A 22,043-nucleotide genomic window follows, 5' to 3' on the forward strand; every position below is an offset into this window, starting at 1 on the left:
CCCCTCGCACAGCTGGGGGCCTCACCTGCTCATCGCTGGCGAGTGGCTGAGCACATCGCGCCGCCACTCGCCGAGCCGGTCGAATTCATCCTCCGGCCACGTGCCCAGGTGCACCATGACGATGCCTCCATCCGAGGTCATCAGGCTCGCGTCCACGTGGACGCTCGGCTCCACCACGGCATTCGGAGGATCCACGTAGCCTTCCTGGTGCTCCAACTCGAGCGATGCCAGGCGCGCCCCGGGAAACTCCGCGAGACAGAGCGTGAGGAACTCGTGCGGCGGCCGGTACGGCGGAGGCGAGCCGATGTGCATGCCCCACGGATCCATGCGCCGCTGGAGCGTGGTGGTCCGCACCCAGGCGAGCACGGCCCGCTCGTACAGGGCTCCCACGTGGTCCACCGCCTGCGGGTGCCGCATGCCGTCCTGCCCTCGCAGGTGCAGCGTGTAGTGCGGCCGCTCGCCCGGCCACCACCAGCTCAGCTCGAAGCGATCTCCCGGGCCGGACTCGTTGGAGGGGAAGAGCGCCTCCAGGTGCCGGAGGTATTGCTCCTGGCTCAGGCTCAGCCGGTGCGCGCGCAGGGCATGCCAGTCCGTGCGGGAGAAATGCAGGACTCTCGCGCGGTATGCGCGCGGATCCGTGTTCAGCAATTCTACCCAGTCGTCGCTCATGCGGACGGTACCAGCCTACTCCTTCACGGCCGCGCGTGCCGGAAGTTCCCCGTGGAAGGGGCTTGCCCCTCCGTCGCGGTCTTGCGTTCAGTGGTAGGCACCGCGGGTGCAAAGGGTGGTCCGCCCTACAAGCGGACAGCCGAGCCATCCTCCCGCAACCCCTGTTTCCTCCCTTCTCCCCTGCCCATCCTGGGGGACGGACGAGCGGATCGAGGACGGGAATGGCTCGAGAGAATCTTCAGGGCAAGGTGGCGCTGGTCACGGGGGCTTCGAGCGGAGTGGGCTGGCAGTCCGCGGTACGCCTGGCGGAGCAGGGCGTGCGGCTGTGCGTCACCGCGCGGCGTGTCGAGGCACTCGAGAAGCTCCAGCGCGAGGTGCTGCGGCGGGGCGGCGAGTGTCTCGTGGCGCCAGGGGATGTCACCGTCCAGGAGGATGTGGAGCGCGTGGTCCACGCCTGCCTGGAATACTACGGACAGTTGGATCTCCTGGTGAACGTGGCGGGCGTCCAGTCCTACGGGTATTTCGACCAGCTGCCGTGGGAGCACGTCATCCGCACCTTCGATGTGAACTGCTTCGGGTACATGCGCTTTGTGCGCGCGGTGCTGCCGCACTTCCGGGCTCGGGGCCGGGGCCACATCCTCAATGTCCAGTCCATGCTCTCCGTGGGCGCGGCGCCGCTGCTGGGTGCGTACACGTCCTCGAAGCACGCGGCGCTCGGATTTGCCCAGTGTCTGGAGTTGGAATTGCGCGGCACGGGCATCCGCGTGTCCAACGTGCTGGTGCCCTCGGTGGCCACGCCGATGTTCGACCACGCGCCCACGCAGTTCCACCTGGCACCGGTGCCGGTGCCGCCCACGTACGAGCCGGATGTGGCGGCGCGCGCCGTGGTGAGGTGCGCGCGGCGGCCGGGGCGGACCTCGGTACCGGTGTTCCTCCAGGGGCGGCTCATCCTCTGGATGGATCAGTTCCTGCCGCAGGTGGGCAAGTGGCTGCTGGGGAAGTTCGGCGCGCGGATGCAGATGCGCGAGAAGCCGGTGGAGCGCTCCGAGGGCAACCTCTTCGTCCCGGTGGCACAGGGCGTGGGGCCTCGGGGGAGCGTGCCGCCCACGCCGCGCTGGAAGCGCTTCTCCGCGACGGCGGCCCTGGTGGCGCTGGCGGGCGGGGCGCTCGGGGGAGTGGCGCTCGGGGCGCACGAGGTGGCTCGGGCCGTGAGGTGAGCGGAGGACGGTCGTCCTCGAGAGGTCATGTCTGGGTCGGGCGCTGCAGGCTGCGAGCGGGGGCCTGCCCGGACAGGACGGACATACAGATGACGAGCACGCCGACGATGATGTCGTGCGCCGTGGGCAGGGTGCTGTCGCCGTAGCCGAGCAGGAGCGGGGCGAGCAGGAGCCAACCTCCGAGCGCCACATTGACGAAGCGCAGCGCGGGGCGGGAGGCGGCGCAGAGGGCCACGATGGCGACGGCCAGCCCCACGATGAGCTCATTGAAGCGCGCGGCGCGCTCGGGATAGGCGAAGACGAGGGGGGCGATGAAGAGCCAGACACCCAGGACAAAACTCAGCCAGCGAGCCCACATGATGCAGCCCTCCCGTGCACTGTCCAACACAAGGTGGGGAGCGCCGGGGGGAACCCGCAAGCAGAGGAGGAGGCGGGCGAGCGTGCGTCACGCGGGCCCCTGGCACAGCGGAGACAGTCATCCGCCGGAGTGAGTCACAACACGCGGGCGGCGCGGGCCTCCTCCAGGGTGTACTCTCGCCCGGCGGTGGTGAAGGGGCCCGTCTTCTGGAGGAGCCACGCGCGGGCGCCCGGAGGCATGTAGAAGTCCTCCTCGAAGGGCGAGAGCCCCAGGTGGCGCAGGTAGTCCTTGAGCATCTCAAAGGTGAACCGGTCCCTCACCCGGCGCGCCTGGTACTGCTCCACCTGCTCGAAGGGGAAGGGCTCGCCCGACTGGTCGAAGACCCAGCGGCCCCCATCATTGGAAGCGGCCAGGGCGCGCACATAGTTGTTGAGTTTCCCCGGCTGTTTCGGGCCGTACACCTCCAGCATGACGGCACCGTAGCGGCCTCGGTCTCCGCGCAGTGTGTGGGGCACGGCGACCACCCGCAGGCACCGGATGCTCAGCTTCCGGGCCATGACGCTCATGGCGCTGGCGGCATCCGTCCCAGTCCACCCGCTCTCGACGTAGGCTGTCCAGGTGCTGCGCGTCGGGATGAAGAGGTACCGTCGCTGCCCTTCCCCACTGGTCAAGGGCAGCAGGCTAGAGAGGACTTGCTCCAGAGTGCCCGTAACGGGGAGCACCTCCACGGTGAGGCCACGAGAGATCTCCAGCCCTTTGTGCCAGTTGGCGAAGGCTTGCGCTGCCTGCTCCGCACCTGACTCCAGAAAGCCCATCGTCGAGGTGACAGGCGCCCAGCGGTCCTCCAGCAGGAGTCCCTTCATCTCTTGCGTCATTCAGGCCCGCCTCATTCCTCAGGGATGATGATCAGGATGACCTCGCCTTCCGGGTCGTTGGCGGTGAGGCGCGACTGGTGGCCAGGGCCATGGCCCGAAGCGTACTCCACGGAATAGCGACGGCCCTTGATGTGAGCCGCATCGGTCACTCCTTAACGCATGCACGCACCGCTCGTTGAACGCGCGCCATGCGGCCGATGATGGTTGTCCCTGTCCCACTGCGGCGGGATTCGAGTGGCAGAGGCCTTCACGGGTTGGAAGCTTGGAGACCCATCTGGTAGGTTTGCCGCACTATGCGGAACTTGTTCTTCTCTGGCGCGGTCCTGCTTGTTGCGCTCGTGTCATCCGTCACGCTGGCCCGAGAGCGTGACCCGGTCGCCGTTCGGACACTCCTGCTCTCGGAGCACCCGCACGATGCCACCCATCGCATCTACGTGGCGGGGCAGGTGGTGACAGTGCTGCGGTTCGAGCAGGCGTGCGACCCCGCCAGGACGAAGCTGCTGGGCTGGGAGGGCCGGTTCGAGCCGCTGGCCTGCGTGGGGAAGCACGTGGTGCTTGAGCCGCTGCGGGATCTCGACGAGGACGAAGGTGTCCCGCTGCTCGTGACGCTCGCTGACGAGACGGAAGTGCCGTTCCTGTTGAGGCCGCCCAAGCGCGACGAGTGGGCATGGACGGACCAGCAGGTGAACGTGTTCAAGGACCGCGAGAGCTACGCGTCCATCGTCTCGGCTTTGGGTGACGCGCGCCGCAAGAACGCGGAGCTGCGAGAGGAGGTCGAGCGCCTCCGACAAGAGAAGACCTCGAAGGACAGTGCCCTTGCCGCGGTTCTGGCTTCGGGTGCCATTGATCAGACGCAGTTCAAGCCGGCGGATTGGGTCTCCGGCAAGGACACTGATGCCGAGTTCCACGTCACTTTGTTCCGGGGAAAAGGTAAAGCGGGGGCGGTGTTCAAGATCAAGAACCTCGACGCGCGGCAGTCTTGGGCTTTGAAGACGGCGCGCCTTGTGACTCTGGCTGGCGGTCAGGAGCGGGTGGTCGCTGTGAGCGCGACCAGCACATCGATCTCTCCAGGCGGGTCCGGCGTTGTTGCCTTCGTCGTGGACAAGAGCGCGTTCATGGAGGAGGGGGCTCTGACGAACTTGTTGCTGGAAATCTACCGGCACGATGGGCTTCGGCAGGGGTTCGTCCAACTGGATCATTCACTGGTCGAGAAGTAAAAGCGGCGAGCATGAGTTCCAACAAGATCGCCCTCTTGAGCTGCGCCGTCCTGTTGGCGACCTCCTCCTGCAGTACGGCGATGGGGGATGTGTACCTCCGCCCGGACGGCACCCCGGGGCCGGAGGAGTGCCCAGCGGAGGCACGCAAGATGATGGACGTTCTCCAGATGTTCGTGGGGAAAGCCGCTTTCGCTCAGCTCGATGCGAACCAGTCTCGTGTATGGCCCATCACTCTGTACGAAGGGCCCATCGAGAGCGTTCTCGAAGATGATATCGGCCTGCTGGCGGCGCCGGCACGACTCTATGGACGGGTCTGGACCGGAGGCCCGCAGGCAGTCATCCGGTACTACGAGGCTCACCCGTTGACAGGGGGCAGCAAGATACCCATCTGCGCGGTTGCACGGCTGGGGCTGGGCCAACTCAGGAAGCGGCCCGACTCCAAGCCCGGGACCGCCGTCCTCGACTCCTCGGCAGCAGGGGTTGTCATCGTGGACGCGTTCCGGTGAGCCCTCCCGCTTAGAAGAGCAGCTCCACCAGCCAGGGAGCCCGGTGCTCGAAGCGCCCATGGGGCGGACGGAGATCCGGTACGGGAGTGAAAAGCACTTCATTGGGCAGGCGGGCGAAACCGAACGTCGCCTCAACCATGGCAGCGAGCTTCTCCTCGTGGGTCTGGAACTCGAGAGGCAGCGGTGGGTAGCGCGTCCAGGATTCCCGCTCGGTCCTGTCATTCTTCCAGTGGTGCGCACAGAGGGCGTACACGGGAGCCAGCACGCTGAGCCTGCAGATGACGGAGTCCTCACGTGTCCGGTCGAGATACGGCTCCTGGCCCGGCAAGTCGACCTGACATTGGTAGGACGGGCCGTACGGAAGGCGCGTTCGTTCGAAGACCTTGCAGCCTGGGAATGATTCCTTCACCCGCTGGAAGAAGTCACTCCAGGCGCGAGTGTCCTTGGCGGCGGAGTGGAGCCTTTGGTTCAGGTGCTGAATCTCAGGGGAACTCTCGTAGCGGGGATCCTCTTCGGAGAGACCCACAGGGTAGTAACGGTGAACGCACTCGAGGAGCGCGGGGACGGAAATCTCCGGGAGCATCGCGGTCACCACCGATCAGGAGTGAAGAGCAAGTCGATGAGTCGTGCCTTCCCCAGCGCAAGGTTCCCGCCTGGAGTCGTCAGGTCGGGCAGAGGTGTGAAGAGCACTTCATTGGGCAAGCGGGTGGACCGGAAGGTGGACTCGATGAGCAACGCGAGTCTGGCCTCGTAGGGTTGGAACTCGGAGGGCAAGGGTGGATAGCGGGTCCATGACTCCGCGAACGGTCCTGTGTCCAGGGAGTGTGAAGCATAGATGACGTATGCTGGAGCGAGCAGGCTCAGCAGGCATACGACTGCGTCGTGCCGCTCTCCTTGGATCACCGGCATCGGCAAGGAAACGCGAAGGCGGTAGCATGGGTCGTGGAACAGCAAGGTCGTGTCCCAAAAGCCGCAGTTCGGGAACGCTTCTCGCGCACTCCGGATGAAGGACTTCCAGGCTTCAGTGTCTTGCTGTGCGACGGCCTTCAACAGTGCAAGCCGCTGAGCTTCCTCGGAAGCGTCATAGGCGGGGTCGTCAGGCCAGAGCCCCGAGGGGTAGAACTGGTGAACGAGTTGGCCGAAAGCATCGGCGGATGGAGTTGGCGCCATGAGGCAGTCACTACCGAGAAAGTGATGGAGGTGGTGGCCGTAGCGAGCGGACTGACTTGTTCATGGGAATGTTCTCCGGGGGACACCCACCTCCTTGAAGCGGCTGACGCGAGTACCCGGAACGTTGCCGAACCCGGGATTGCTCATGAAGGCCTGCATCCTCGTTCGGAACTCGTCACAGGCAACGGCCGTGGGAAGTCGCTCCTTCAGAACGTATCGGGCCGCTTCGTCAGCTGCATTGGCAGCAGCGCGTTGCGCCTTGGTGGCCGTAATCTTCCCTGCCTCCTCAGTGACTTCCGGTACACCTACTTCAATGTCGCAGAGTGCTGTTTCTGGATACGCGGGCGAGAGCCTGCCCAGCAGGATGACGACCTGCGCGACCTTCCATCCCCCCGGATCCTGCCCTCGACGGGCGACGACATTGGTGAACGGGATGGCATGAAGCCCTGACCTCTTCGCATGGTGATGCGATGCTACTCAGCGAGCAGTGAGTGCTCGCCACCAAACAATGCCCCCTCTCCCTGAAGGCTCCCATCGGAGCTACCGATTCCGGTCAGGTGCTCGGGTGGGCGGGGCGCCTGTTGCTCGCGCTTTGCGTGCTGGGCGGTGCTCTTGTCCTGGCGGCGCTCCTGTCGCCTCGAATCTGGTTACCAGAACCCGTGGAGCCCTCGCCTCCCACCCCTCGGCCCGTGCTGCTCACCGAAAGCGCCGGGCAGGCCGTGATCGTAGGTGACGTGGCGTTGGCCCGAAAGCAGATCGATGAAGCTGTGGCGGAAGATCCGCACCATGCCCCCGCGCTGCTGCTCCAGGCGTGCATGGCCTTGGAGTCGGGAGACTTCTCGGCGGCCCGAGTTGCTCTGACACGGCTCAAGTCCGAGGTTCCCGAGCGTCGGGGAGCGGAGTTGTTGGAGCGGTTGCTGGTGTACCGCACACGCGCCCCCGAGATGGGCTGGAGGCAGGCGTTCCTGAAGGCGTGGACAGAACTGGGTCGCCCCGGCTTCCTGGACAGCCCGCTGTTGCTCCCACGGGTGGAACTCCCAGCGGTCCAGGACTTCATGCCCGCGCACGTGGAGGAGCACGCCACGTCCGCTGCGGGTCGGTTGGCCCTGGTCCTCGCCAGACCCCGGATTCCCCAGGAGAACGCGCGCTGGCTCGTGGAACAACTCCCCACGCTGGAGGAGCCGGGATGGGTGTTGGCTACCTCCGTGGCCCTGCTGCCAGCGAATGTCCCGCCAGCACTCCATGAGAAGGCCCGTGCTGTGATCCGAAGGCGATTGAGCCGGCTCGTGGAGGCCTCTCCACGAGTGATGCAGCCACGCCTGTTGCTGCTCTGGGCTGAAGCTCCCGAGTGGGCGGCCTTCAGCGAGCAGGAGTTCACGGTGCTGGAGGCCATCGCCGCGCTGCCTGTTTTGAGCGACACCTCTCCCTTCCAGATCTTCCTGGAGGCGCGAGCACGCCTGAAGGAGGCGGGGATTCCCCACCCCGGTATCGGTGCCTTCGAAGCCGCACTCTGGTCCAACACCAATTGGTCCGCGTACCTGCTCCTGGATAGGGCGGAGAGCACCCGCAGTCTGCTCCTGCCCGGGGCGCGGCACAGGCTTGGCCGTATTCTCTGGAAGATTGGATCGCGGGTGAGCCAGCAGTCCACTCATCTGGAGCGCATGATGGGCCTCCAACTCATGGAGGATGGTGCCATGGACATGGAGGATGAAGCGGAACGTGAGCGCGTGGAGCACGCCAGGAAGGAGGCCATCGCGCTTTTTCACTCTGCGGATCAGGCCGACCTCGAGCGGTGGCCCCTTCCCTCCCTTTGGGAGGAGGTGGCGGAGGCCCGCGCCCGTGACGAGTGGGGCCACATCCGCGAGTTCGCCGGCACTCCCTGACGGCTACCCCTTCACCAGGTTCTTCAGCACGAACCACAGGTTGGCGGGGCGCTCGGCCAGACGGCGCATGAAGTAGGGATACCAGTAGCGCCCATACGGCACGTAGATGCGCACCGGAAACCCTGCCTGTGCCAACCGCACCTGCAAGTCTCTCCGGATGCCATACAGCATCTGGAACTCGAACGCGTTCTTCGGCAGCCGCTGCTTCGCCGAGTAATCCAGCGTGGCGTCGATCATCCGCTCATCGTGCGTGGCGATGCCATGGTACACGCCGCTGTCCAGCAGGATGCGCATCACCTTCAAGAAGTTCGCATCCACGTCTCGCTTTTCCTGGAACGCCACCTCCGGGCCCTCCAGGTAGGCTCCCTTGCACAGTCGGATGCGCACCCGCTCCGCACACAGCGCCCGCGCGTCCTTCTCCGTGCGCCGCAGGTAGCTCTGCAACACCGCGCCCACGTGCGCCTCGCCAAACTCCGCGTGCAGCGCGCGCACCGTGTCCAATGTGGCCTGTGTCACCGCGCTCTCTTCCATGTCCACCCGCACGAACGAGCCGCGTGCCTTCGCCTCGCTCACCACCCCCCGCGCGTTCTCCAGCGCCAGCTTCGGATTGAACAGCAGGCCGCACTGCGTCAACTTCAAGGACACATTGGCTCGCGCGCCCTCCGAGTCGATGCGCGCCAGCAACCTCCGGTACTCACGCACCTCGTCTCGCGTCTCGGCCGGTTTGGACACCGCCTCGTTGAGGTGGTCGAAGCTGGCCATCAACCCCTGTGCGTTGAGCCCCTTCACCGCCTCTACCGCCTCCTCCAATGTCTCCCCGGCGATGAAACGCCCGGCCAGCTCGCGCAGCGGACCCACGCGCGTGGCGACATCTTTCAATCCCTCACGGCGTGAGAGGAACAGCAGGGCGGAACGGGACAGGTGTGTGGTCGCGGTCATGGCACTCGCAATTACATGTGTCAGGTGGTTCCGGAGAGGTATTGCAGAAGGAAGTCACCCACGAAGGCGTTGAAGGCTTGTGGATGGCTCATGTACGGCAGGTGGCTGGCCTCGCGGAGCACCTCCAACCGCGCGCCAGGGATTCTCCGCGCCACGTCTCGCGCGTACCCCAGCGGCACCAGCGTGTCTCGCGCCCCGTGGATGATCAGCGTGGGCACGCGCAGCTGCTCCAATACACCCAGGTAGTTCGCATCCAGCACGTCCCGCAGCCGGCGCAGCAGCTCCAGCGGGGACAGCCTCCGCGCCTCGCGGACGATCTCCGCCCGTCCCTCGGGAGGAAGGTGCCGCCCGCCCAGCACGCGCGCCACCGTGGGCGCGAAGACATAGGCGAACGGCTTGGGCATGCGCACCAGCGTGGACAGGCTCAACGCCCATCGCCGCACCCGCTGCACGCTGGCCACCGGAGACACCAGCACCAGCGCTCGCACGCGCTCCGGGTGCTCCAGCGCGAAGGCCAGCGACACGAGGCTGCCAAATGAAGAGCCCAACAACGCGAAGCGCTCCGGCAACCGCGCCTCCGGATGCTCCAGCGACGCCACGTTCCACTGCAGCGGCGTGTGCGTCATCGGCGTGCGCAGCGTCGGCGTCCACAGCAACATCCTCAAGTGCGGAGCCAGCGGCGCCATGGGCGCGAAGGAGCGTCCCGAAGCCCCCAATCCTGGCAGGCACACCACCGTGCGCGACGCGTCCGCGTTGCCCCCGGGAAAGGTGAAGAGCCGCACCGGCACGCCTCGCACCCGGCGCTCCTCGAGCGACAGCTCATAACCAGGCTGGATCTCCTCCGGCTCGGGGACAAAGGGCGGTCGAGGCGTCGCCATCGTCTCAAGCATGGCATGCTCGCAGCAGGAGCCGCCGCACGCTGGCGGCCACCCTGTCCCGGAAGGCACTCAGGCGCGACTCAGGCGCATCCGCCGGGGGCGGCTCGTGCGGCTCTCCCACGGCGAAGGTGATTCGCACCGGCAAGGGCAGCGGCCCCAGCCCCACCACCAGCGGCATGCGGTATTTCTCCTCCGAGGACAGTCGCAAGCACAGCCGCTCCTCGCCCGGCGGATAGACGAACGTGTCATCCACCCCGAAGCCCGCGAAGGGGACAATGGGCACACCCGTCCGCGCCGCCAGCCGCACGAAGCCCAGCGCCCGCTCCCAGCGCAGCGTGTAGCGCCCCTGCGGACGCTTGAACGTCTCCCACGCCCCGCCCGGGTAGCACACCACGAGGTTGCCCTCGCCCAGCGCCGCCAGCGCATTGTCTCGCGTGCCCTCCACCCCACCCAGCCACGGCAGCACCGTGCGGATCAACGGAATGCGGAAGAAGCCTCGCTCGGCCAGCCCCAGCGGATAGCGCCCGGTGGCCTGGTGCACCAGATGGAAGAAGACCGGCGTCTCGTAGCCCCACACCCCGTGGTTGCCCACCAGCAACACCGGGCCCTTCGTGGGCAGGTGCTCGGCGTCCAGCAGCCGGGCGCGGTGGTACAGCGCCGACAGCGCGGCCCCCACTTCGGCCAGACGGAACACGGCGCGGCGCGTGGTGCGGAACAAGGTCTCCACGAGAGACCAAGATGGGGACGCGCCTGTTTTCTGGCAGCCTGCTCCCCTCGCCAGACCAGCCAGCCAGCCGAGCCCTCCATCTCCAGCCCGAGTCAGGGAAAGCGCCCGCTCCTCCCGAGAAGGTGCTTCGCCTTGTCATCCCCGGGGCGGCAATGCACTCGGGCCATTGTCCCCAGGGCCCATCGTGCCGATGGTTGTGAGGCCATGGGACCCTTCGACATCCTCACGGAGCAGCACCGGGAGCTGGAAGATCAGCTCGAGGCATTCGAGTCCGATGAGGGCCCACGCGAAGCCCAGACGCAGCGGGAGCGGTTCGAGGCGCTCGCCGAGCTGCTCCGGCTCCATACCTGGCTCGAGGAGCGTTACCTCTCCCCGCTGCTCACTCGCGTGGAGGGGCGGGGGCGCGCCTGCCAGGAACGGGAAGAACACCTCACCATGAGCGAGCTCATGGAAGAGCTCGAGGAGTTCGAGCCCGAGGCCGATGAGTGGTGGGCTCGCCTCACGGCCCTGGAGGATCTCATCGTCGCCCATGCACGCCAGGAGGAGCTGGAGACCTTCCCCCGGCTCGACGCCACGCTCGAGCCCGAGGAGCAGGATTCCCTGCGCCGAGCACTCCTCGGGCTGCGGGAGCAACTGCTCTCGCGGCCGTCATCCCTGTCGGGTAACGGGCCTTCATTCGAAGAAAACTCAGGGAATGCGTGACTCGCGACACAACTCTTTGTAAAGAGATTCGACAATCTCTCTCTTGAGAGCTATTGAGCGTTTCGAGCGTTCTCACGCTTGATTCACCAAGTCTCACCCACACATTCACATACCCAGTAAGGAGTTCCCCCCAACATGTCTGTCGACAAAGCGTTTCGGGAGATGATTCGCAACGAGATCGAGGTCCAACTCAAGCCCCTGCGCGCGGTGATTTCGCGGCTGGAGGCCGGCACGTCGGACCTGGACGCGTTGCGGGATGTAGCAGAGCGTCTGGCCCCCGTGGCCCAGGCGATGGCGCCGCTGTTTGGCGCTCCGGCGGCGAAGCCCATCAAGCGGGGCCCCGGCCGGCCGGCGAAGGCGGCCGCGCAGCCTGTCAGCACGGGCGGCAAGCGCCGTGGCCGCAAGCCGGCGTCGGATGGTTCGCGTGAATGCGCAATCATCGGCTGCGGCTCGCCGAGCCGCACCAAGGGCTACTGCGCCGCGCACTACCAGAAGCTTCGCATGCTGACGAAGACGAACCGTCGGCCCTCCGCGTGGGTGGACTACGCGCCGCCCAACAGCGTGGAGGACATCCGTCTTCCCCGTGGCCGCGCCGCCGCCAAGGCGCTGGCCCAGGCGGCTCAGGGCGGCAGCTCAACCTGATACGTCTGTCGCGATTTACGAAACGTTGAGACAGTTCCCCGCCGGACAACGGCCCTTGTCCACCCCACCGGGGGGGTGAGGTACGGCGGACTGTCTCAACCACACGAGGCCAGGGTCGCCACGGTTTCACGCCGGGCACCCTGGCCTCTGTCTTTTCGCCCCACGCCCATTGCGCCGGGAGGGCTCCTGGGGGCATGAATGCTCCCCTCATGAACAAGCGCGAAATGGAGCCCGGCATCCTCACGGAGCTCGCCGGCCATACCACTTACGGAGAATATCTGCAGTTGGATCGCCTGCTGGCCACGCAGGTGCCGCGCTCCCAGCCGCCCCACCATGACGAGATGCTGTTCATCATCCAGCATCAGACGAGCGAGCTGTGGATGAAGCTGCTCATCCACGAGCTGACGGCGTGCATCCGCTATGTGCAGTCCGACAAGCTGGAGCCCTCCTTCAAGAGCTTCTCCCGGGTGGGCCACATCCAGCGCATGCTCTTCGAGCAATGGAGCGTGCTGGAAACGCTGACACCCAACGAGTACCTGGAATTCCGCGCTGCCCTGGGACACGCCTCGGGCTTCCAGAGCTTCCAGTACCACGCCGTGGAGATGCTGCTGGGCATGAAGGAGCCCAAGGTGCTGGGGCCCTTCAAGCACGTGCCCGCCCAGTATGCGGAGCTGGAGCGGATGCTCGAGTCTCCCAGCCTCTATGATGAGTTCCTCCGGCACCTGGCCCGCGTGGGCCACCCCGTCCCCGCCGACCGCGTGCAACGCGACTGGCGCCTGCCCTATGAGCGCAGCGAGCAGGTGATGGAGGTGTTCCGTCGCATCTACGAGAACACCGAGAAGCACTGGGATGCCTATGAGATGTGCGAGAAGCTGGTGGACACCGAGGAGCGCTTTCAGCTCTGGCGCTACCGCCACATGATGACGGTGATGCGCATCATTGGTTTCAAGCAGGGCACCGGGGGCTCCTCGGGTGTCACGTTCCTGCGCCGGGCGCTGGATACTCGTTTCTTCCCGGAATTGTGGGATGTGCGTACGGAGCTGTCGCCGCCCCAGACCCGGCGGACCCCGTAGCATTTTTCATCCATGCATTAGAAAGACGCACTCCGGAAGGCGGGAGGGGTGCCATGCATTCAGGCCGATAGGCGAGACGGGCCCTAGTTTGAGAGGTTGAAAACCCTTTCATCGAAAGGAGCCCATCATGGCCGAGCATGAGAACCCTCGTCCGGAGCCGCGGTTGCCGGAGGATGAGGAGCGCATCAAACGTCAGGCGGGAGAGAGGCCCGTCCCCACGCCGGGGCACATCGGCAACCTGCCGGATGATGCGCCGGGGCCTGGCAAGCCTGTCGTCTTCCCGCCACGTGAGCCGGAGTGAACACGCGCCGTGTGACTGGAGATCCACATTCCGTGGGGGGAGTGGGAGTAGACTCCTCGGCCCTTATGTCCGCAGAGCCCCTCATCCTCGAGAAGGCCCACGCTCTCTGCTACCGCATCTATGACGTCGCGGACGAGATCGACCTGGAGAAGGCACGCCGGGTGCTCGCCCAGGACGCGCGCCGCCTGAAGCTCTCGCGCGAGAACAGCCAGTACATCCAACTGCCCAACCCGCCCGTGGCCTACGAGCTGGGCCGCCGGGTGCTCGCGCTGCGCGCAGGGCCCGTCACCGTGGACGCCACCGCGCGCCTGTTCGACCATGGCGCCGTCTCCATCATCCTCGCCGTCCCCATCCCCGAGGGCACCACCTTCGAGCAGCTCGCGGGGGTGGCCGACGAGCTCTATGACAGCCAGGCCCTGGAGGCGCTCACCGCCGAGCTGTTGGAGGGCGTGCGCAAGACGATCTCTCCCGCCGCCCAGGAGCGGCGCACCTGGGAGCAGAACGAGAGCTATACCGTCCTCTTCGTCGAGCGCATCCGTGGCAATCCCCCCGCGGAGGACATCCTCGCCCGGGGAGACCTGGCCCGGCTGCTGCTGGGCGAGGTGGACTCGCGGCCCCTGTCCCGCGGCGAGAGCGAGGCCGTCACCCAGAACCGCTTCAGCTACTCGGTGGAGGACCTGGTCGTCGTCGATTGGAACAGCGCCTTCGTCTACGAGCCCTCCGGTTCGCGCGACATCCCGGATCTTCTGGAGATCGCCAACGCCCAGCTCCTGGAGTTCCGCTTCTATGACGAGGTGCTGGATGGGCACATCGCCCGCATCCATGATCAGGTGCAGGCGCGGCGGCAGGGAATGGAGGCCCTGTTCCGCAGCCCGTACCGCGACCTGGTGCGCGAGACGCTGTCCACCCTGGTGGATCTCAATGAGTTCATCGAGCGGGTGGAGAACAGCCTGAAGATCATCGGCGATTTCTATCTGGCCAAGGTCTACGAGGCGGCGGTGAGAAGGCTGCGCATCCCCGCGTGGCAGGGCTCCGTCACCCGCAAGCACCAGTTGCTGGAGCAGACGTATGGACTGCTCAAGGGCGAGGTGGACACGGCGCGCTCGCTCACGCTCGAGGCCACCATCGTCGCCCTCATCATCCTGGAGATCGTCCTGGCGTTCCTGCGCGTCTTCGACCACTGAGGTCACGAAGACCCCCCTCTTAGGGACAATGCCCCCGGGGGAATCCGCCGGAGGGATTCGGCAACGGGGGGGCACTCGTGGGAGACTCTCCTCGTTCGGGTCCTTCGGGAGCCGAATGGGGGGAATGACATGTCCGTGCCCGAGAGCAGTCTCGTGGCCGCCGTAGAGCGAATGGCCCGCGCTCTAGAACAGCTCGCTACAGCGCCCTCCGTGCGGGCGGTGCTCGACGAGGTGATGCGGTCAGCTCGGGCCACCCTGTTGGCGGATCACGGCTCGGTGAGCTGGGTAGAAGAGGACGGCTCCCTGCGCACTGTCGTCACCCCCGGGCTTTCCGAGGATGTGGCCACCTCCGTGGCGGTGCTGCTGCTGCGCCAGACGCTGGGGACGGCGGAGGCACCCCAGCCGTATGAGCTGGGGGAGCTGCACTCCAGCGCGCTCCTCGCGCCCGAGCCCGCGCTGCGCGAGCGGTTGGATTCGAGGGCGTTGCTGGCCTACCCCGTGTTCCTTGCCGATGGCACCCGGGTGGGGGTGTTGATGGGCTGGTTTCGTCAGCCCCATGCGCGGGTGCGGGAGGATGAGGTGCAGCGTTTTGCGCTGTACGCGCGGCTGACCGGCATCGCGCTGGCGAAGGACCGGATGATGGAGGAGGTGCGTGGCGCGGTGGTTCGGGCCCGCGCCGAGGCGGAGCAGGCCGAGGTGCTGCGGCTCAGCCGCTTCCAGGCGGTGACGGAGGCCTTTGGCCGGGCCCTCACGCGGACCCAGGTGGCTCGCGCGGTGCTGGATCAGGGGCTGCCCGCGGTGGGCGCGGCGGCGGGCTCCGTGCACATGGTGGCTCCAGACGGCCGGGACGTGGAGCTCGTGGCCTCCGTGGGGCTGGCGCCGGAGGTGGAAGCGGGGATCCGGCACCTGCCTCGGGAGGGAAGGATGGCCGGGCACGACGTGGCGCGCACCGCGGCGCCGGTGTGGCTGGAGTCTCCCGAGGAGCTGCACGCCCGCTACCCGGAGTTCGCCTCGCGTCCGGGCATGGACGTCCATCAGTCCTTCGCCTTCCTCCCTTTGCAGGCCGAGGGCAGGGTGATGGGGGTGATCGGTTTCGGTTTCGCCGAGCCGAAGCGCTTCACCGTCCCCGAGCAGGCCTCCATTCTCGGGCTGGCGCGCCAGTGTGGGCTGGCGCTGGAGCGCGCCCTGCTCTACGAGCGCGAGCACGCGGCACGGCTCCAGGCCGAGGCCGCCGGGCTGCGCCTGCGGCTGCTCGCGGATGCCAGCATCCTGCTGTCCCGCCCGCTGGACTGGGAGCAGACGGTGGAGGGCGTGGCCCGGTTGGCCGTGGGCCCCTTCGCTGACCTCTGCATCGTGGACGCGCTCGAGGACGGAGTGGTGCGCCGGCTGGCGGTGCTGCACGTGGATCCGGCTCGCGCGGATCTCGCCCACCAGTTGAAGAGCTCCCCTCCCGATCCGGAGCGCTCCATCATCTCGGAGGTGCTGCGGACGGCGGACTCCCATTTCACGCCCCGGGTGACTCCGGACATGGTGAGCCAGCGGATCGCCGACCCGCGCGTCCGGAAGGTGGTGCGCGAGCTGGGCATCCACTCCTTCATCGCCACTCCGCTCATCACGCGGGAGCGGACGCTGGGGGTGCTCACCTTCGTCCGGGGGCAGGAGAACGCGCCCTATACCCTGGAGGATGTGTCGCTGGCCGAGGAGCTGGCCCGGCGCGCGGCCCTCGCCATGGACAACGCGCGGCTGTTCCGCGCCATGCGCGCCGCCGAGGAGGAGAGCCGCCAGAGCGCCACGCGGCTGCACCTGCTGGTGCGCGTCAGCCAGCTCGTCGCCGAGGCGGGGCTGAACCTGGGCCAGGTGCTGGAGGTGCTCGTCCGCGAGGTGGCCGAGGCCATCGGGGATGGGTGCATCCTCCAGCTCGTCTCCGAGGACGGGCATTGGCTGGAACCCGCCGCCGTGCACCACCCGCAGCCCGAGGGCCGCAAGCTGCTGGAGCAGGCCGTCGTCGCCCGGCGCATGCGCGTGGGCGAGGGGCTCCAGGGGGCCGCCACCTCCACGGGGCAGACGATCATCTTGAGCACCCTGCAGGCGCAGACGCTGGATGACAGCGGGCCGGAGGCGGCGCTGCGAGCCTACCTCCAGAGCTACGGGCCGCAGTGCGCCATGGTCGTGGCGCTGGTGGCGCATGGGCACGCGTGCGGCAGCCTCCTGGTGCTGCGCGCGGCCCGGGGGCGGCCCTACGGGCGGGATGATCAGATGTTGCTGGAGAGCATCGCCAACCGGGCGGCGCTCGCCATCGAGGACGCGCGGCTGTATGGCGCGGCGCTCCAGGCCTTGCGGCAGCGGGACGACTTCCTCTCCGTGGCCGGCCACGAGCTGAAGAATCCGCTCAACGCGCTGCAGCTCCAACTGCGCGTGCTGGCGCGCAAGGTGCGCGAGGACAAGCTCTCCGAGAGCATGGTCGAGCGCACGGACCGGGTGGCCCGCACCGGCGAGCGGCTGGGGCTGCTCATCGAGGATCTGCTGGACATGTCACGCATCAGCGCGGGGCAGCTGCGGCTGCAGCGCTCCGAGGTGGATCTCTCCGCGCTGGCTCGGGACGGCATCAACCGCATGGCCGAGGAGCTGGCCCGGGTCGGCTGCGAGGTGCGGGTGGAGGCCGAGCAGCCCGTGATGGGCTCCTGGGACAAGCTCCGGCTGGAGCAGGTGGTGATGAACCTGCTGTCCAACGCGGCCAAGTATGGCCATGGCCGCCCGGTGCGGGTGCGCGTGGAGGCTGCTCCGGCGGGCCTGGCGCGGCTGTCCGTCCGAGACTGCGGCTATGGCATTGCCCCCGAGGACCACGAGCGCATCTTCCAGCGCTTTCAGCGCGCCGACGCCACGCGCCACATCCAGGGCCTGGGCCTGGGGCTGTGGATCTGCCGGCAGATCGCCGAGTCCCATGGGGGCACACTGCGCGTGGAGAGCGTGCTGGGCGAGGGGTCCACCTTCTTCCTGGAGTTGCCGCGCACGGTGCCCGAGGCCCCAGCCGTTCCTTGAGGCCCGCCTCTGTTCGGAAGATGACGCGCAGCGGCGCTGACTCAACCCGTTGGGGCGGGGGGAGACAAAGAACCCCGGCGCGTAACAAACGAGGTTTTTCTCTGGACGTTTGACGAATCCTCGACTTGTGTGCGCGCCCTGGTATGGACCGGGAGCAGCCCCCAGTCCGTAGAGCACCCCAACGCCATCGATGCTGCCCAGATGGATGATCGCATGAACCGACCCACCACTTCCTCGACGCGCACGGGCACACCTGCCCGCCTGAGTCTTCTCGCCGCGCTGGTGCTGAGCACCGGCGCCCTGGCCCAGCCCGCGGGGCTGCCCGAGTTCGAAGTCGAGCGCCTGGAGTTCAACCCCAGCGGCGCTGGCTCGCTGCTCATCAACTCCGGCCAGATTCTGCCGGGGGGCTCCTACCGCCTGGCGCTGATCGGCCACTACGAGAACAAGCCCCTGACGCCGGAGCTGATCGACGCGACGCAGGAGAGCGGCTTCCGGGAAGTGAACCTGGTGGCGCACCGCACCACCGCTCACCTGGTGGGCGCCTACGGCCTGGGTGACAAGCTGGAGGTGGGCCTGCAGGTTCCCCTCATCATCAGCCAGGAGCAGGGCCGGGTGACGGACACGCCCTTTGGCGCTCCCGAGGGCGGCTTCAAGCTGGGCACGCCGATCGCCAACCTGAACATGAGCCTGTTCAACCAGTCCGAGAGCATCCCGGTGGACGTGGGCGTGGGCGTGAGCGTGGGCTTCCCCCTGGGCAGCCCGGACTCGCTGGCGCGCGAGAACTCGCTGCGCGCCATCCCGCGCCTCACGGTGGGCCGTGAGACGGACGGCCTGCGCGCCGGCTTCGAGCTGGGTGCGGATCTGCGCCCCCGCGTGTCCATTGGCGAGGGCGACAACGCCGAGGCCTACAACCGGGTGCGCCTGGGCGCCTCCGTGTCCTCCGTGGGCGAGGGCGTGCGCTACGAGGCGGACATCCTCCTGTGGATCCCCACGGGCCACGAGTTCCTCACCGCCGAGACGCTGGTGGGCGTGCGCAGCCCGCTCTCCAATGACGTCGAGGTGTTCGCCCTGGGCGGCGCCGGCTTCGGCGACACGCTGGGCAACCCGAACTTCCGCTTCATCCTCGGCGCGGCCTACGGCGGCATGCCGCCGCGCTGCGTGGCCGGTGGCAAGCACACCCCGCAGCAGTGCCCGGACCTGGATGACGACAACGACAACGTGAAGAACAAGGACGACGCCTGCCCCACCGACGGCGGCAAGGTGGACGTCAAGGGCTGCCCCATCAAGGATCAGGACAAGGACGGCGTCGAGGACAGCGCCGACAAGTGCCCCACCACCGCGGGCGCGGAGTCCGCTCAGGGCTGCCCGGATCAGGACGGCGACGGCGTGCAGGACTCGTCCGACAAGTGCCCGACGCTCAAGGGCCCGGCCGACCGCAACGGCTGCCCGGACACGGATGGCGATGGCCTGGATGACTCGGCCGACAAGTGCCCGAGCGAGGCCGGCCCGGTGGACCGCCAGGGCTGCCCGGCGAAGGACTCGGACAAGGACGGCATCCTGGATGAGCAGGACAGCTGCCCGACCGAGGCCGGTATCCCCGAGCTGAAGGGCTGCCCGGCGAAGGACTCGGACAACGACACGGTGGCCGACCACCTGGACAACTGCCCCACCGAGGCCGGTCCCGCCGACAACCAGGGCTGCCCCGCCAAGCAGAAGCAGCTCATCGTCATCAAGCAGGACCGCATCGACATCAAGGACAAGGTGTACTTCGACTCCGGCAAGGCCACCATCCAGGCGCGCTCCAACGCCCTGCTGGACCAGATGGCCAAGGTGCTCGTCGCGCACCCGGAGATCCAGAAGATCACCATCGAGGGCCACACGGACAACAGCGGCCCGGCGGACCTCAACCGCACCCTGTCGCAGCAGCGCGCGGAGGCGGTGCGTGACTACCTGACCAAGAAGGGCGTGCCCGCCGAGCGTCTGGATGCCAAGGGCTTCGGTCCGGACCGCCCGGTGCAGCCGAACACCACCGCCGAGGGCCGCACGGCCAACCGCCGCGTCGAGTTCATCACCCGCTACGCGGATGATGGCCAGACGCAGCCGGCGCCCCAGCAGTAGCCATCCTTAGAGAAAAGTAGAAGTGCAGAAGGGCCGAGGCACCGTGCCACTCCGTGGCGGGACCTCGGCCCTTTCGTTTTCTCGAAGGGATGTGGCGCTGCGCGTGCTCGCTGGCCTGCTGCTTCAGGATGCGAGCAAGGGAATGGCGCCCGGCCTCACCTTGTGGCGAAACGCAGCAGGCTCTTGAATGCGCCGCCCAAGTGACCGCTTCGACTGATCATTCCCGGGGACGCGCAGTTGTTGCGGAACGCCACGGCGCGGAGCGCTACCACGCAATTCGCCACGCCTCGCGGAGGCCTGAGTGCAGACATCTCGTGGACTTACGGGCACGCGAGAGCGTGGCACTCGCGTTGCTACATCGGACTTTGGGGAAGCACACTCCCTGTAGCAGCTTCGTGAATCTCCGAGTGTCAATCCCTCTCGCGGCTTGGGCGGGGGGGGATCCACGAAGGCCGAGAAATGGAAAGTAGCTTCCGGACCATTAACACTGCCCCGCAGGTATCCCTCTACCCCGGGCACTCGCTCGCGGATCAGCGTCGGTTGGCGCTGGTTTCGTGCGAGCGGTGCCCTCCTCTCGTTCAATCCCGGTCTCTCGCAGGAAAGACGACGACATGACTGAAGCTCCATCGCCCGCCGGAACCCAGGCTCGAGCCTCCCGACGCGCGGGCCCCAAGTCCTCCCTTCTTCCGCTGACACGTCAGCTGACGTGTCCGCTGACACTCGCCGTACTTCTGACAGGGGCCTCCGCGTTCGCGCAGCCCCAGGGGCTCCCGGAGGTGGAGCTGGAGCGCCTGGTGCTCAACCCGAGCGGTCAGGGTTCGCTGTTGCTGGGCACCGGCGAGCTGCTGCCCGAGGGCAGCTACCGCTTGTCCCTGCTGGGGCACTACGAGAATGATCCCCTCGTCCTCTATCGAGGCGAGGACGACAAGCTGGGCTCGGTGGTGAAGCACCGCGTGACGGGGCACCTGGCGGTGGCCTACGGCCTGTCGGAGCGGGTGGAGGTGGCCTTGCAGGTGCCGGTGGTGCTCCTGCAGAAGGGCGATGACCTCACGGCGCTGGGTGTGGGCAAGCCTCGCGAGGGGGTGTCGCTGGGCACGCCGTACCTCACGCTGCGCTTCGGCCTGCTGTCCGAGCGCAATGACAACCCGGTGGACCTGGCGGTGGGCGTGCACGCGGGCCTGCCGCTGGGCAGCGCCGAGGCGCTGTCCCGGGAGAACTCGATTCGCGCGGTGCCCAGCGTGATGGTGGGCAAGCGGTTCGGGTTCCTCCGCGCCGCGTTGGACGCGGGCGTGTCGCTGCGCCCGAGCGCCACCTTCAGCGGGAACACGGATGTGGATGATGAGCTGGGCAACGAGCTGAACCTGGGCGGCGTGCTGGCCACCACGGGTGAGGGCCTGCGCGGCGAGTTGAACGTCGTCGGCCGGATCCCCTTCAAGGATGGCCTCGCCACCGTCGAGGCGCTGGCGGGTGCGCGGCTGCCTCTGACCGAGACCCTGGAGGGCTTCGCGATGGTGGGTGTGGGCTTCCAGCGGTCTCCCGGAACGCCGTTGTTCCGCGGGTTGCTCGGCGTGGCCTACGGCAGCGTGCCGCCCAAGTGCGTGGCGGGTGGCAAGCACAAGCCCGAGCAGTGCCCGGATCTGGATGATGACAGTGACGGGGTGGTGAATCGCGCGGACTCGTGCCCGCTGCAGGGCGGGCGGGTGGATGCGCAGGGCTGCCCGCTGAAGGACTCGGACAAGGACGGCGTGCTGGATGCGGACGACCGGTGCCCGACGGTGCCTGGTGAGGCCGCGCTCCAGGGCTGCCCGGACTCGGACAAGGACGGCATCGAGGATGCGGCGGACAAGTGCCCGCAGGCGGCCGGCGTGGCGCAGTTCCAGGGCTGCCCGGATGTGGACAAGGACGGCATCGAGGACTCGGTGGACAAGTGCCCGGCCGAGGCGGGCCCGAAGGATCGTCAGGGCTGCCCGGTGAAGGATGCGGACAAGGACGGCATCCTGGATGAGCAGGACAAGTGCCCGACCGAGGCCGGTATCCCCGAGCTGAAGGGCTGCCCGGCGAAGGACTCGGACAACGACACGGTGGCCGACCACCTGGACAACTGCCCCACCGAGGCGGGCCCCGCCGACAACCAGGGCTGCCCCGCCAAGAACAAGCAGGTCGTGTCCATCGGTCAGACCGGTATCAACATCAAGGACACGGTCTATTTCGACACTGGCAAGGCGACCATCCAGAAGCGCAGCTTCCCGCTGCTGGATCAGGTGGCGAACCTCCTCAAGTCGCACCCGGAGATCGAGAAGCTCCGCATCGAGGGCCACACGGACAACGCGGGCAAGCCGGCCGCGAACCTCACGCTGTCACAGCGGCGCGCCGAGGCCGTGCGTGACTACCTGATCAAGAAGGGCGTGGCGTCGCAGCGGCTCGATGCCAAGGGCTTCGGGCAGGAGCGGCCCATCGCCGATAACAAGACAGCCAAGGGCCGGGCGACGAACCGCCGGGTCGACTTCGTCAACGCTACCAATGAGGGCACCCAGCAGTAACGGGG

21 protein-coding genes are annotated in these 22,043 nt (G+C 67.4%); 13 read left to right on the plus strand and 8 right to left on the minus strand.

What is annotated here, in order from left to right:
- Window positions 1–21: 21 nt before the first annotated feature.
- Window positions 22–669: a hypothetical protein gene (locus KY501_RS46595; protein WP_224371485.1), complete on the minus strand. Its 648-nt coding sequence runs from the start codon at window positions 667–669 to the stop codon at window positions 22–24.
- A 221-nt stretch (window positions 670–890) separates the two neighbouring features.
- Here KY501_RS46595 and KY501_RS46600 point away from each other — a divergent pair, with 221 nt between their 5' ends.
- Window positions 891–1,886, plus strand: coding sequence for an SDR family NAD(P)-dependent oxidoreductase (locus tag KY501_RS46600; RefSeq protein WP_224371487.1), 996 nt, complete (start codon window positions 891–893; stop codon window positions 1,884–1,886).
- A gap of 25 nt (window positions 1,887–1,911) precedes the next feature.
- Here KY501_RS46600 and KY501_RS46605 read toward each other — a convergent pair whose 3' ends face one another.
- The 3 genes from KY501_RS46605 to KY501_RS46615 all read right to left on the minus strand — a co-directional run bounded on the left by KY501_RS46605 (window position 1,912) and on the right by KY501_RS46615 (window position 3,268).
- Complete coding sequence (locus KY501_RS46605) at window positions 1,912–2,244, minus strand: SPW repeat protein (RefSeq protein ID WP_224371489.1); 333 nt, start codon at window positions 2,242–2,244, stop codon at window positions 1,912–1,914.
- A gap of 134 nt (window positions 2,245–2,378) precedes the next feature.
- Window positions 2,379–3,119 (minus strand): hypothetical protein, encoded by a 741-nt coding sequence (locus KY501_RS46610; protein ID WP_224371491.1) that lies wholly within the window; start codon window positions 3,117–3,119, stop codon window positions 2,379–2,381.
- 11 nt (window positions 3,120–3,130) lie between these two features.
- The gene (locus KY501_RS46615) at window positions 3,131–3,268 is read right to left on the minus strand and encodes a hypothetical protein (RefSeq protein ID WP_224371493.1); all 138 of its coding nucleotides are present in this window, start codon (window positions 3,266–3,268) and stop codon (window positions 3,131–3,133) included.
- 144 nt (window positions 3,269–3,412) lie between these two features.
- On the opposite strand from KY501_RS46615, the gene KY501_RS46620 reads away from it, so the two are divergent.
- Both KY501_RS46620 and KY501_RS46625 read left to right on the plus strand, forming a co-directional pair.
- Window positions 3,413–4,336 carry a DUF2381 family protein gene (locus KY501_RS46620; RefSeq protein ID WP_224371495.1) on the plus strand — a complete coding sequence of 308 codons (924 nt, stop codon included), beginning with the start codon at window positions 3,413–3,415 and terminating at the stop codon, window positions 4,334–4,336.
- Between the two features lie 11 nt (window positions 4,337–4,347).
- Entirely contained in the window at window positions 4,348–4,842 is a 495-nt protein-coding gene (locus tag KY501_RS46625) for a hypothetical protein (RefSeq protein WP_224371497.1), read from the plus strand.
- A 10-nt stretch (window positions 4,843–4,852) separates the two neighbouring features.
- On the opposite strand, the gene KY501_RS46630 is transcribed toward KY501_RS46625, so the two are convergent.
- Complete coding sequence (locus tag KY501_RS46630; RefSeq protein ID WP_224371499.1) at window positions 4,853–5,425, minus strand: hypothetical protein; 573 nt, start codon at window positions 5,423–5,425, stop codon at window positions 4,853–4,855.
- Window positions 5,426–5,967: 542 nt separating this feature from the next.
- Here KY501_RS46630 and KY501_RS46635 point away from each other — a divergent pair.
- Together KY501_RS46635 and KY501_RS46640 are read left to right on the plus strand one after the other, a co-directional pair.
- Window positions 5,968–6,462, plus strand: coding sequence for a hypothetical protein (locus KY501_RS46635; RefSeq protein ID WP_224371501.1), 495 nt, complete (start codon window positions 5,968–5,970; stop codon window positions 6,460–6,462).
- Between the two features lie 41 nt (window positions 6,463–6,503).
- Window positions 6,504–7,895 (plus strand): hypothetical protein, encoded by a 1,392-nt coding sequence (locus tag KY501_RS46640; RefSeq protein ID WP_224371503.1) that lies wholly within the window; start codon window positions 6,504–6,506, stop codon window positions 7,893–7,895.
- 3 nt (window positions 7,896–7,898) lie between these two features.
- Here KY501_RS46640 and KY501_RS46645 read toward each other — a convergent pair whose 3' ends face one another.
- The 3 genes from KY501_RS46645 to KY501_RS46655 are packed head-to-tail and all read right to left on the minus strand — an operon-like array spanning window position 7,899 to window position 10,430.
- Entirely contained in the window at window positions 7,899–8,834 is a 936-nt protein-coding gene (locus tag KY501_RS46645; protein WP_224371505.1) for a proline dehydrogenase family protein, read from the minus strand.
- 20 nt (window positions 8,835–8,854) lie between these two features.
- Window positions 8,855–9,724 carry an alpha/beta fold hydrolase gene (locus KY501_RS46650; RefSeq protein WP_224371507.1) on the minus strand — a complete coding sequence of 290 codons (870 nt, stop codon included), beginning with the start codon at window positions 9,722–9,724 and terminating at the stop codon, window positions 8,855–8,857.
- Window positions 9,717–10,430: a lysophospholipid acyltransferase family protein gene (locus KY501_RS46655; RefSeq protein WP_224371509.1), complete on the minus strand. Its 714-nt coding sequence runs from the start codon at window positions 10,428–10,430 to the stop codon at window positions 9,717–9,719. The genes KY501_RS46650 and KY501_RS46655 overlap by 8 nt, the downstream gene beginning before the upstream one ends.
- A gap of 213 nt (window positions 10,431–10,643) precedes the next feature.
- Between KY501_RS46655 and KY501_RS46660 the strand changes: the two genes are divergently transcribed.
- The 8 genes from KY501_RS46660 to KY501_RS46695 all read left to right on the plus strand — a co-directional run bounded on the left by KY501_RS46660 (window position 10,644) and on the right by KY501_RS46695 (window position 22,038).
- On the plus strand, window positions 10,644–11,141 hold the full coding sequence (locus tag KY501_RS46660) for a hemerythrin domain-containing protein (protein WP_224371511.1): 498 nt from the start codon (window positions 10,644–10,646) through the stop codon (window positions 11,139–11,141).
- A 135-nt stretch (window positions 11,142–11,276) separates the two neighbouring features.
- Entirely contained in the window at window positions 11,277–11,783 is a 507-nt protein-coding gene (locus tag KY501_RS46665) for a cell wall protein (RefSeq protein ID WP_224371513.1), read from the plus strand.
- Window positions 11,784–11,992: 209 nt separating this feature from the next.
- A complete protein-coding gene (locus KY501_RS46670; RefSeq protein ID WP_224371515.1) occupies window positions 11,993–12,856 on the plus strand; it encodes a tryptophan 2,3-dioxygenase in 864 nt (287 codons plus the stop codon).
- A 127-nt stretch (window positions 12,857–12,983) separates the two neighbouring features.
- Window positions 12,984–13,157 (plus strand): hypothetical protein, encoded by a 174-nt coding sequence (locus KY501_RS46675; RefSeq protein WP_224371517.1) that lies wholly within the window; start codon window positions 12,984–12,986, stop codon window positions 13,155–13,157.
- 65 nt (window positions 13,158–13,222) lie between these two features.
- The gene (locus KY501_RS46680; protein ID WP_224371519.1) at window positions 13,223–14,341 is read left to right on the plus strand and encodes a hypothetical protein; all 1,119 of its coding nucleotides are present in this window, start codon (window positions 13,223–13,225) and stop codon (window positions 14,339–14,341) included.
- A gap of 129 nt (window positions 14,342–14,470) precedes the next feature.
- The gene (locus KY501_RS46685; RefSeq protein ID WP_224371521.1) at window positions 14,471–17,380 is read left to right on the plus strand and encodes a GAF domain-containing protein; all 2,910 of its coding nucleotides are present in this window, start codon (window positions 14,471–14,473) and stop codon (window positions 17,378–17,380) included.
- Between the two features lie 213 nt (window positions 17,381–17,593).
- Window positions 17,594–19,498: an OmpA family protein gene (locus KY501_RS46690; protein WP_224371523.1), complete on the plus strand. Its 1,905-nt coding sequence runs from the start codon at window positions 17,594–17,596 to the stop codon at window positions 19,496–19,498.
- A 611-nt stretch (window positions 19,499–20,109) separates the two neighbouring features.
- Window positions 20,110–22,038: an OmpA family protein gene (locus tag KY501_RS46695; RefSeq protein WP_224371525.1), complete on the plus strand. Its 1,929-nt coding sequence runs from the start codon at window positions 20,110–20,112 to the stop codon at window positions 22,036–22,038.
- The last annotated feature ends 5 nt before the right edge of the window (window positions 22,039–22,043 follow it).

Origin of the sequence: Hyalangium versicolor, assembly GCF_020103695.1 — a bacterium.
GTDB classification, from domain to species: domain Bacteria; phylum Myxococcota; class Myxococcia; order Myxococcales; family Myxococcaceae; genus Hyalangium; species Hyalangium versicolor.

Bases quoted from the DNA above. Each gene is read 5' to 3' on its own strand.
- KY501_RS46595 (WP_224371485.1), bottom strand. From the start codon at position 669: ATGAGCGACGACTGGGTAGAATTGCTGAACACGGATCCGCGCGCATAC.
- KY501_RS46600 (WP_224371487.1), top strand. From the start codon at position 891: ATGGCTCGAGAGAATCTTCAGGGCAAGGTGGCGCTGGTCACGGGGGCT.
- KY501_RS46605 (WP_224371489.1), bottom strand. From the start codon at position 2,244: ATGTGGGCTCGCTGGCTGAGTTTTGTCCTGGGTGTCTGGCTCTTCATC.
- KY501_RS46610 (WP_224371491.1), bottom strand. From the start codon at position 3,119: ATGACGCAAGAGATGAAGGGACTCCTGCTGGAGGACCGCTGGGCGCCT.
- KY501_RS46620 (WP_224371495.1), top strand. From the start codon at position 3,413: ATGCGGAACTTGTTCTTCTCTGGCGCGGTCCTGCTTGTTGCGCTCGTG.
- KY501_RS46625 (WP_224371497.1), top strand. From the start codon at position 4,348: ATGAGTTCCAACAAGATCGCCCTCTTGAGCTGCGCCGTCCTGTTGGCG.
- KY501_RS46630 (WP_224371499.1), bottom strand. From the start codon at position 5,425: ATGCTCCCGGAGATTTCCGTCCCCGCGCTCCTCGAGTGCGTTCACCGT.
- KY501_RS46645 (WP_224371505.1), bottom strand. From the start codon at position 8,834: ATGACCGCGACCACACACCTGTCCCGTTCCGCCCTGCTGTTCCTCTCA.
- KY501_RS46650 (WP_224371507.1), bottom strand. From the start codon at position 9,724: ATGCTTGAGACGATGGCGACGCCTCGACCGCCCTTTGTCCCCGAGCCG.
- KY501_RS46660 (WP_224371511.1), top strand. From the start codon at position 10,644: ATGGGACCCTTCGACATCCTCACGGAGCAGCACCGGGAGCTGGAAGAT.
- KY501_RS46665 (WP_224371513.1), top strand. From the start codon at position 11,277: ATGTCTGTCGACAAAGCGTTTCGGGAGATGATTCGCAACGAGATCGAG.
- KY501_RS46670 (WP_224371515.1), top strand. From the start codon at position 11,993: ATGAACAAGCGCGAAATGGAGCCCGGCATCCTCACGGAGCTCGCCGGC.
- KY501_RS46675 (WP_224371517.1), top strand. From the start codon at position 12,984: ATGGCCGAGCATGAGAACCCTCGTCCGGAGCCGCGGTTGCCGGAGGAT.
- KY501_RS46680 (WP_224371519.1), top strand. From the start codon at position 13,223: ATGTCCGCAGAGCCCCTCATCCTCGAGAAGGCCCACGCTCTCTGCTAC.
- KY501_RS46685 (WP_224371521.1), top strand. From the start codon at position 14,471: ATGTCCGTGCCCGAGAGCAGTCTCGTGGCCGCCGTAGAGCGAATGGCC.
- KY501_RS46690 (WP_224371523.1), top strand. From the start codon at position 17,594: ATGAACCGACCCACCACTTCCTCGACGCGCACGGGCACACCTGCCCGC.
- KY501_RS46695 (WP_224371525.1), top strand. From the start codon at position 20,110: ATGACTGAAGCTCCATCGCCCGCCGGAACCCAGGCTCGAGCCTCCCGA.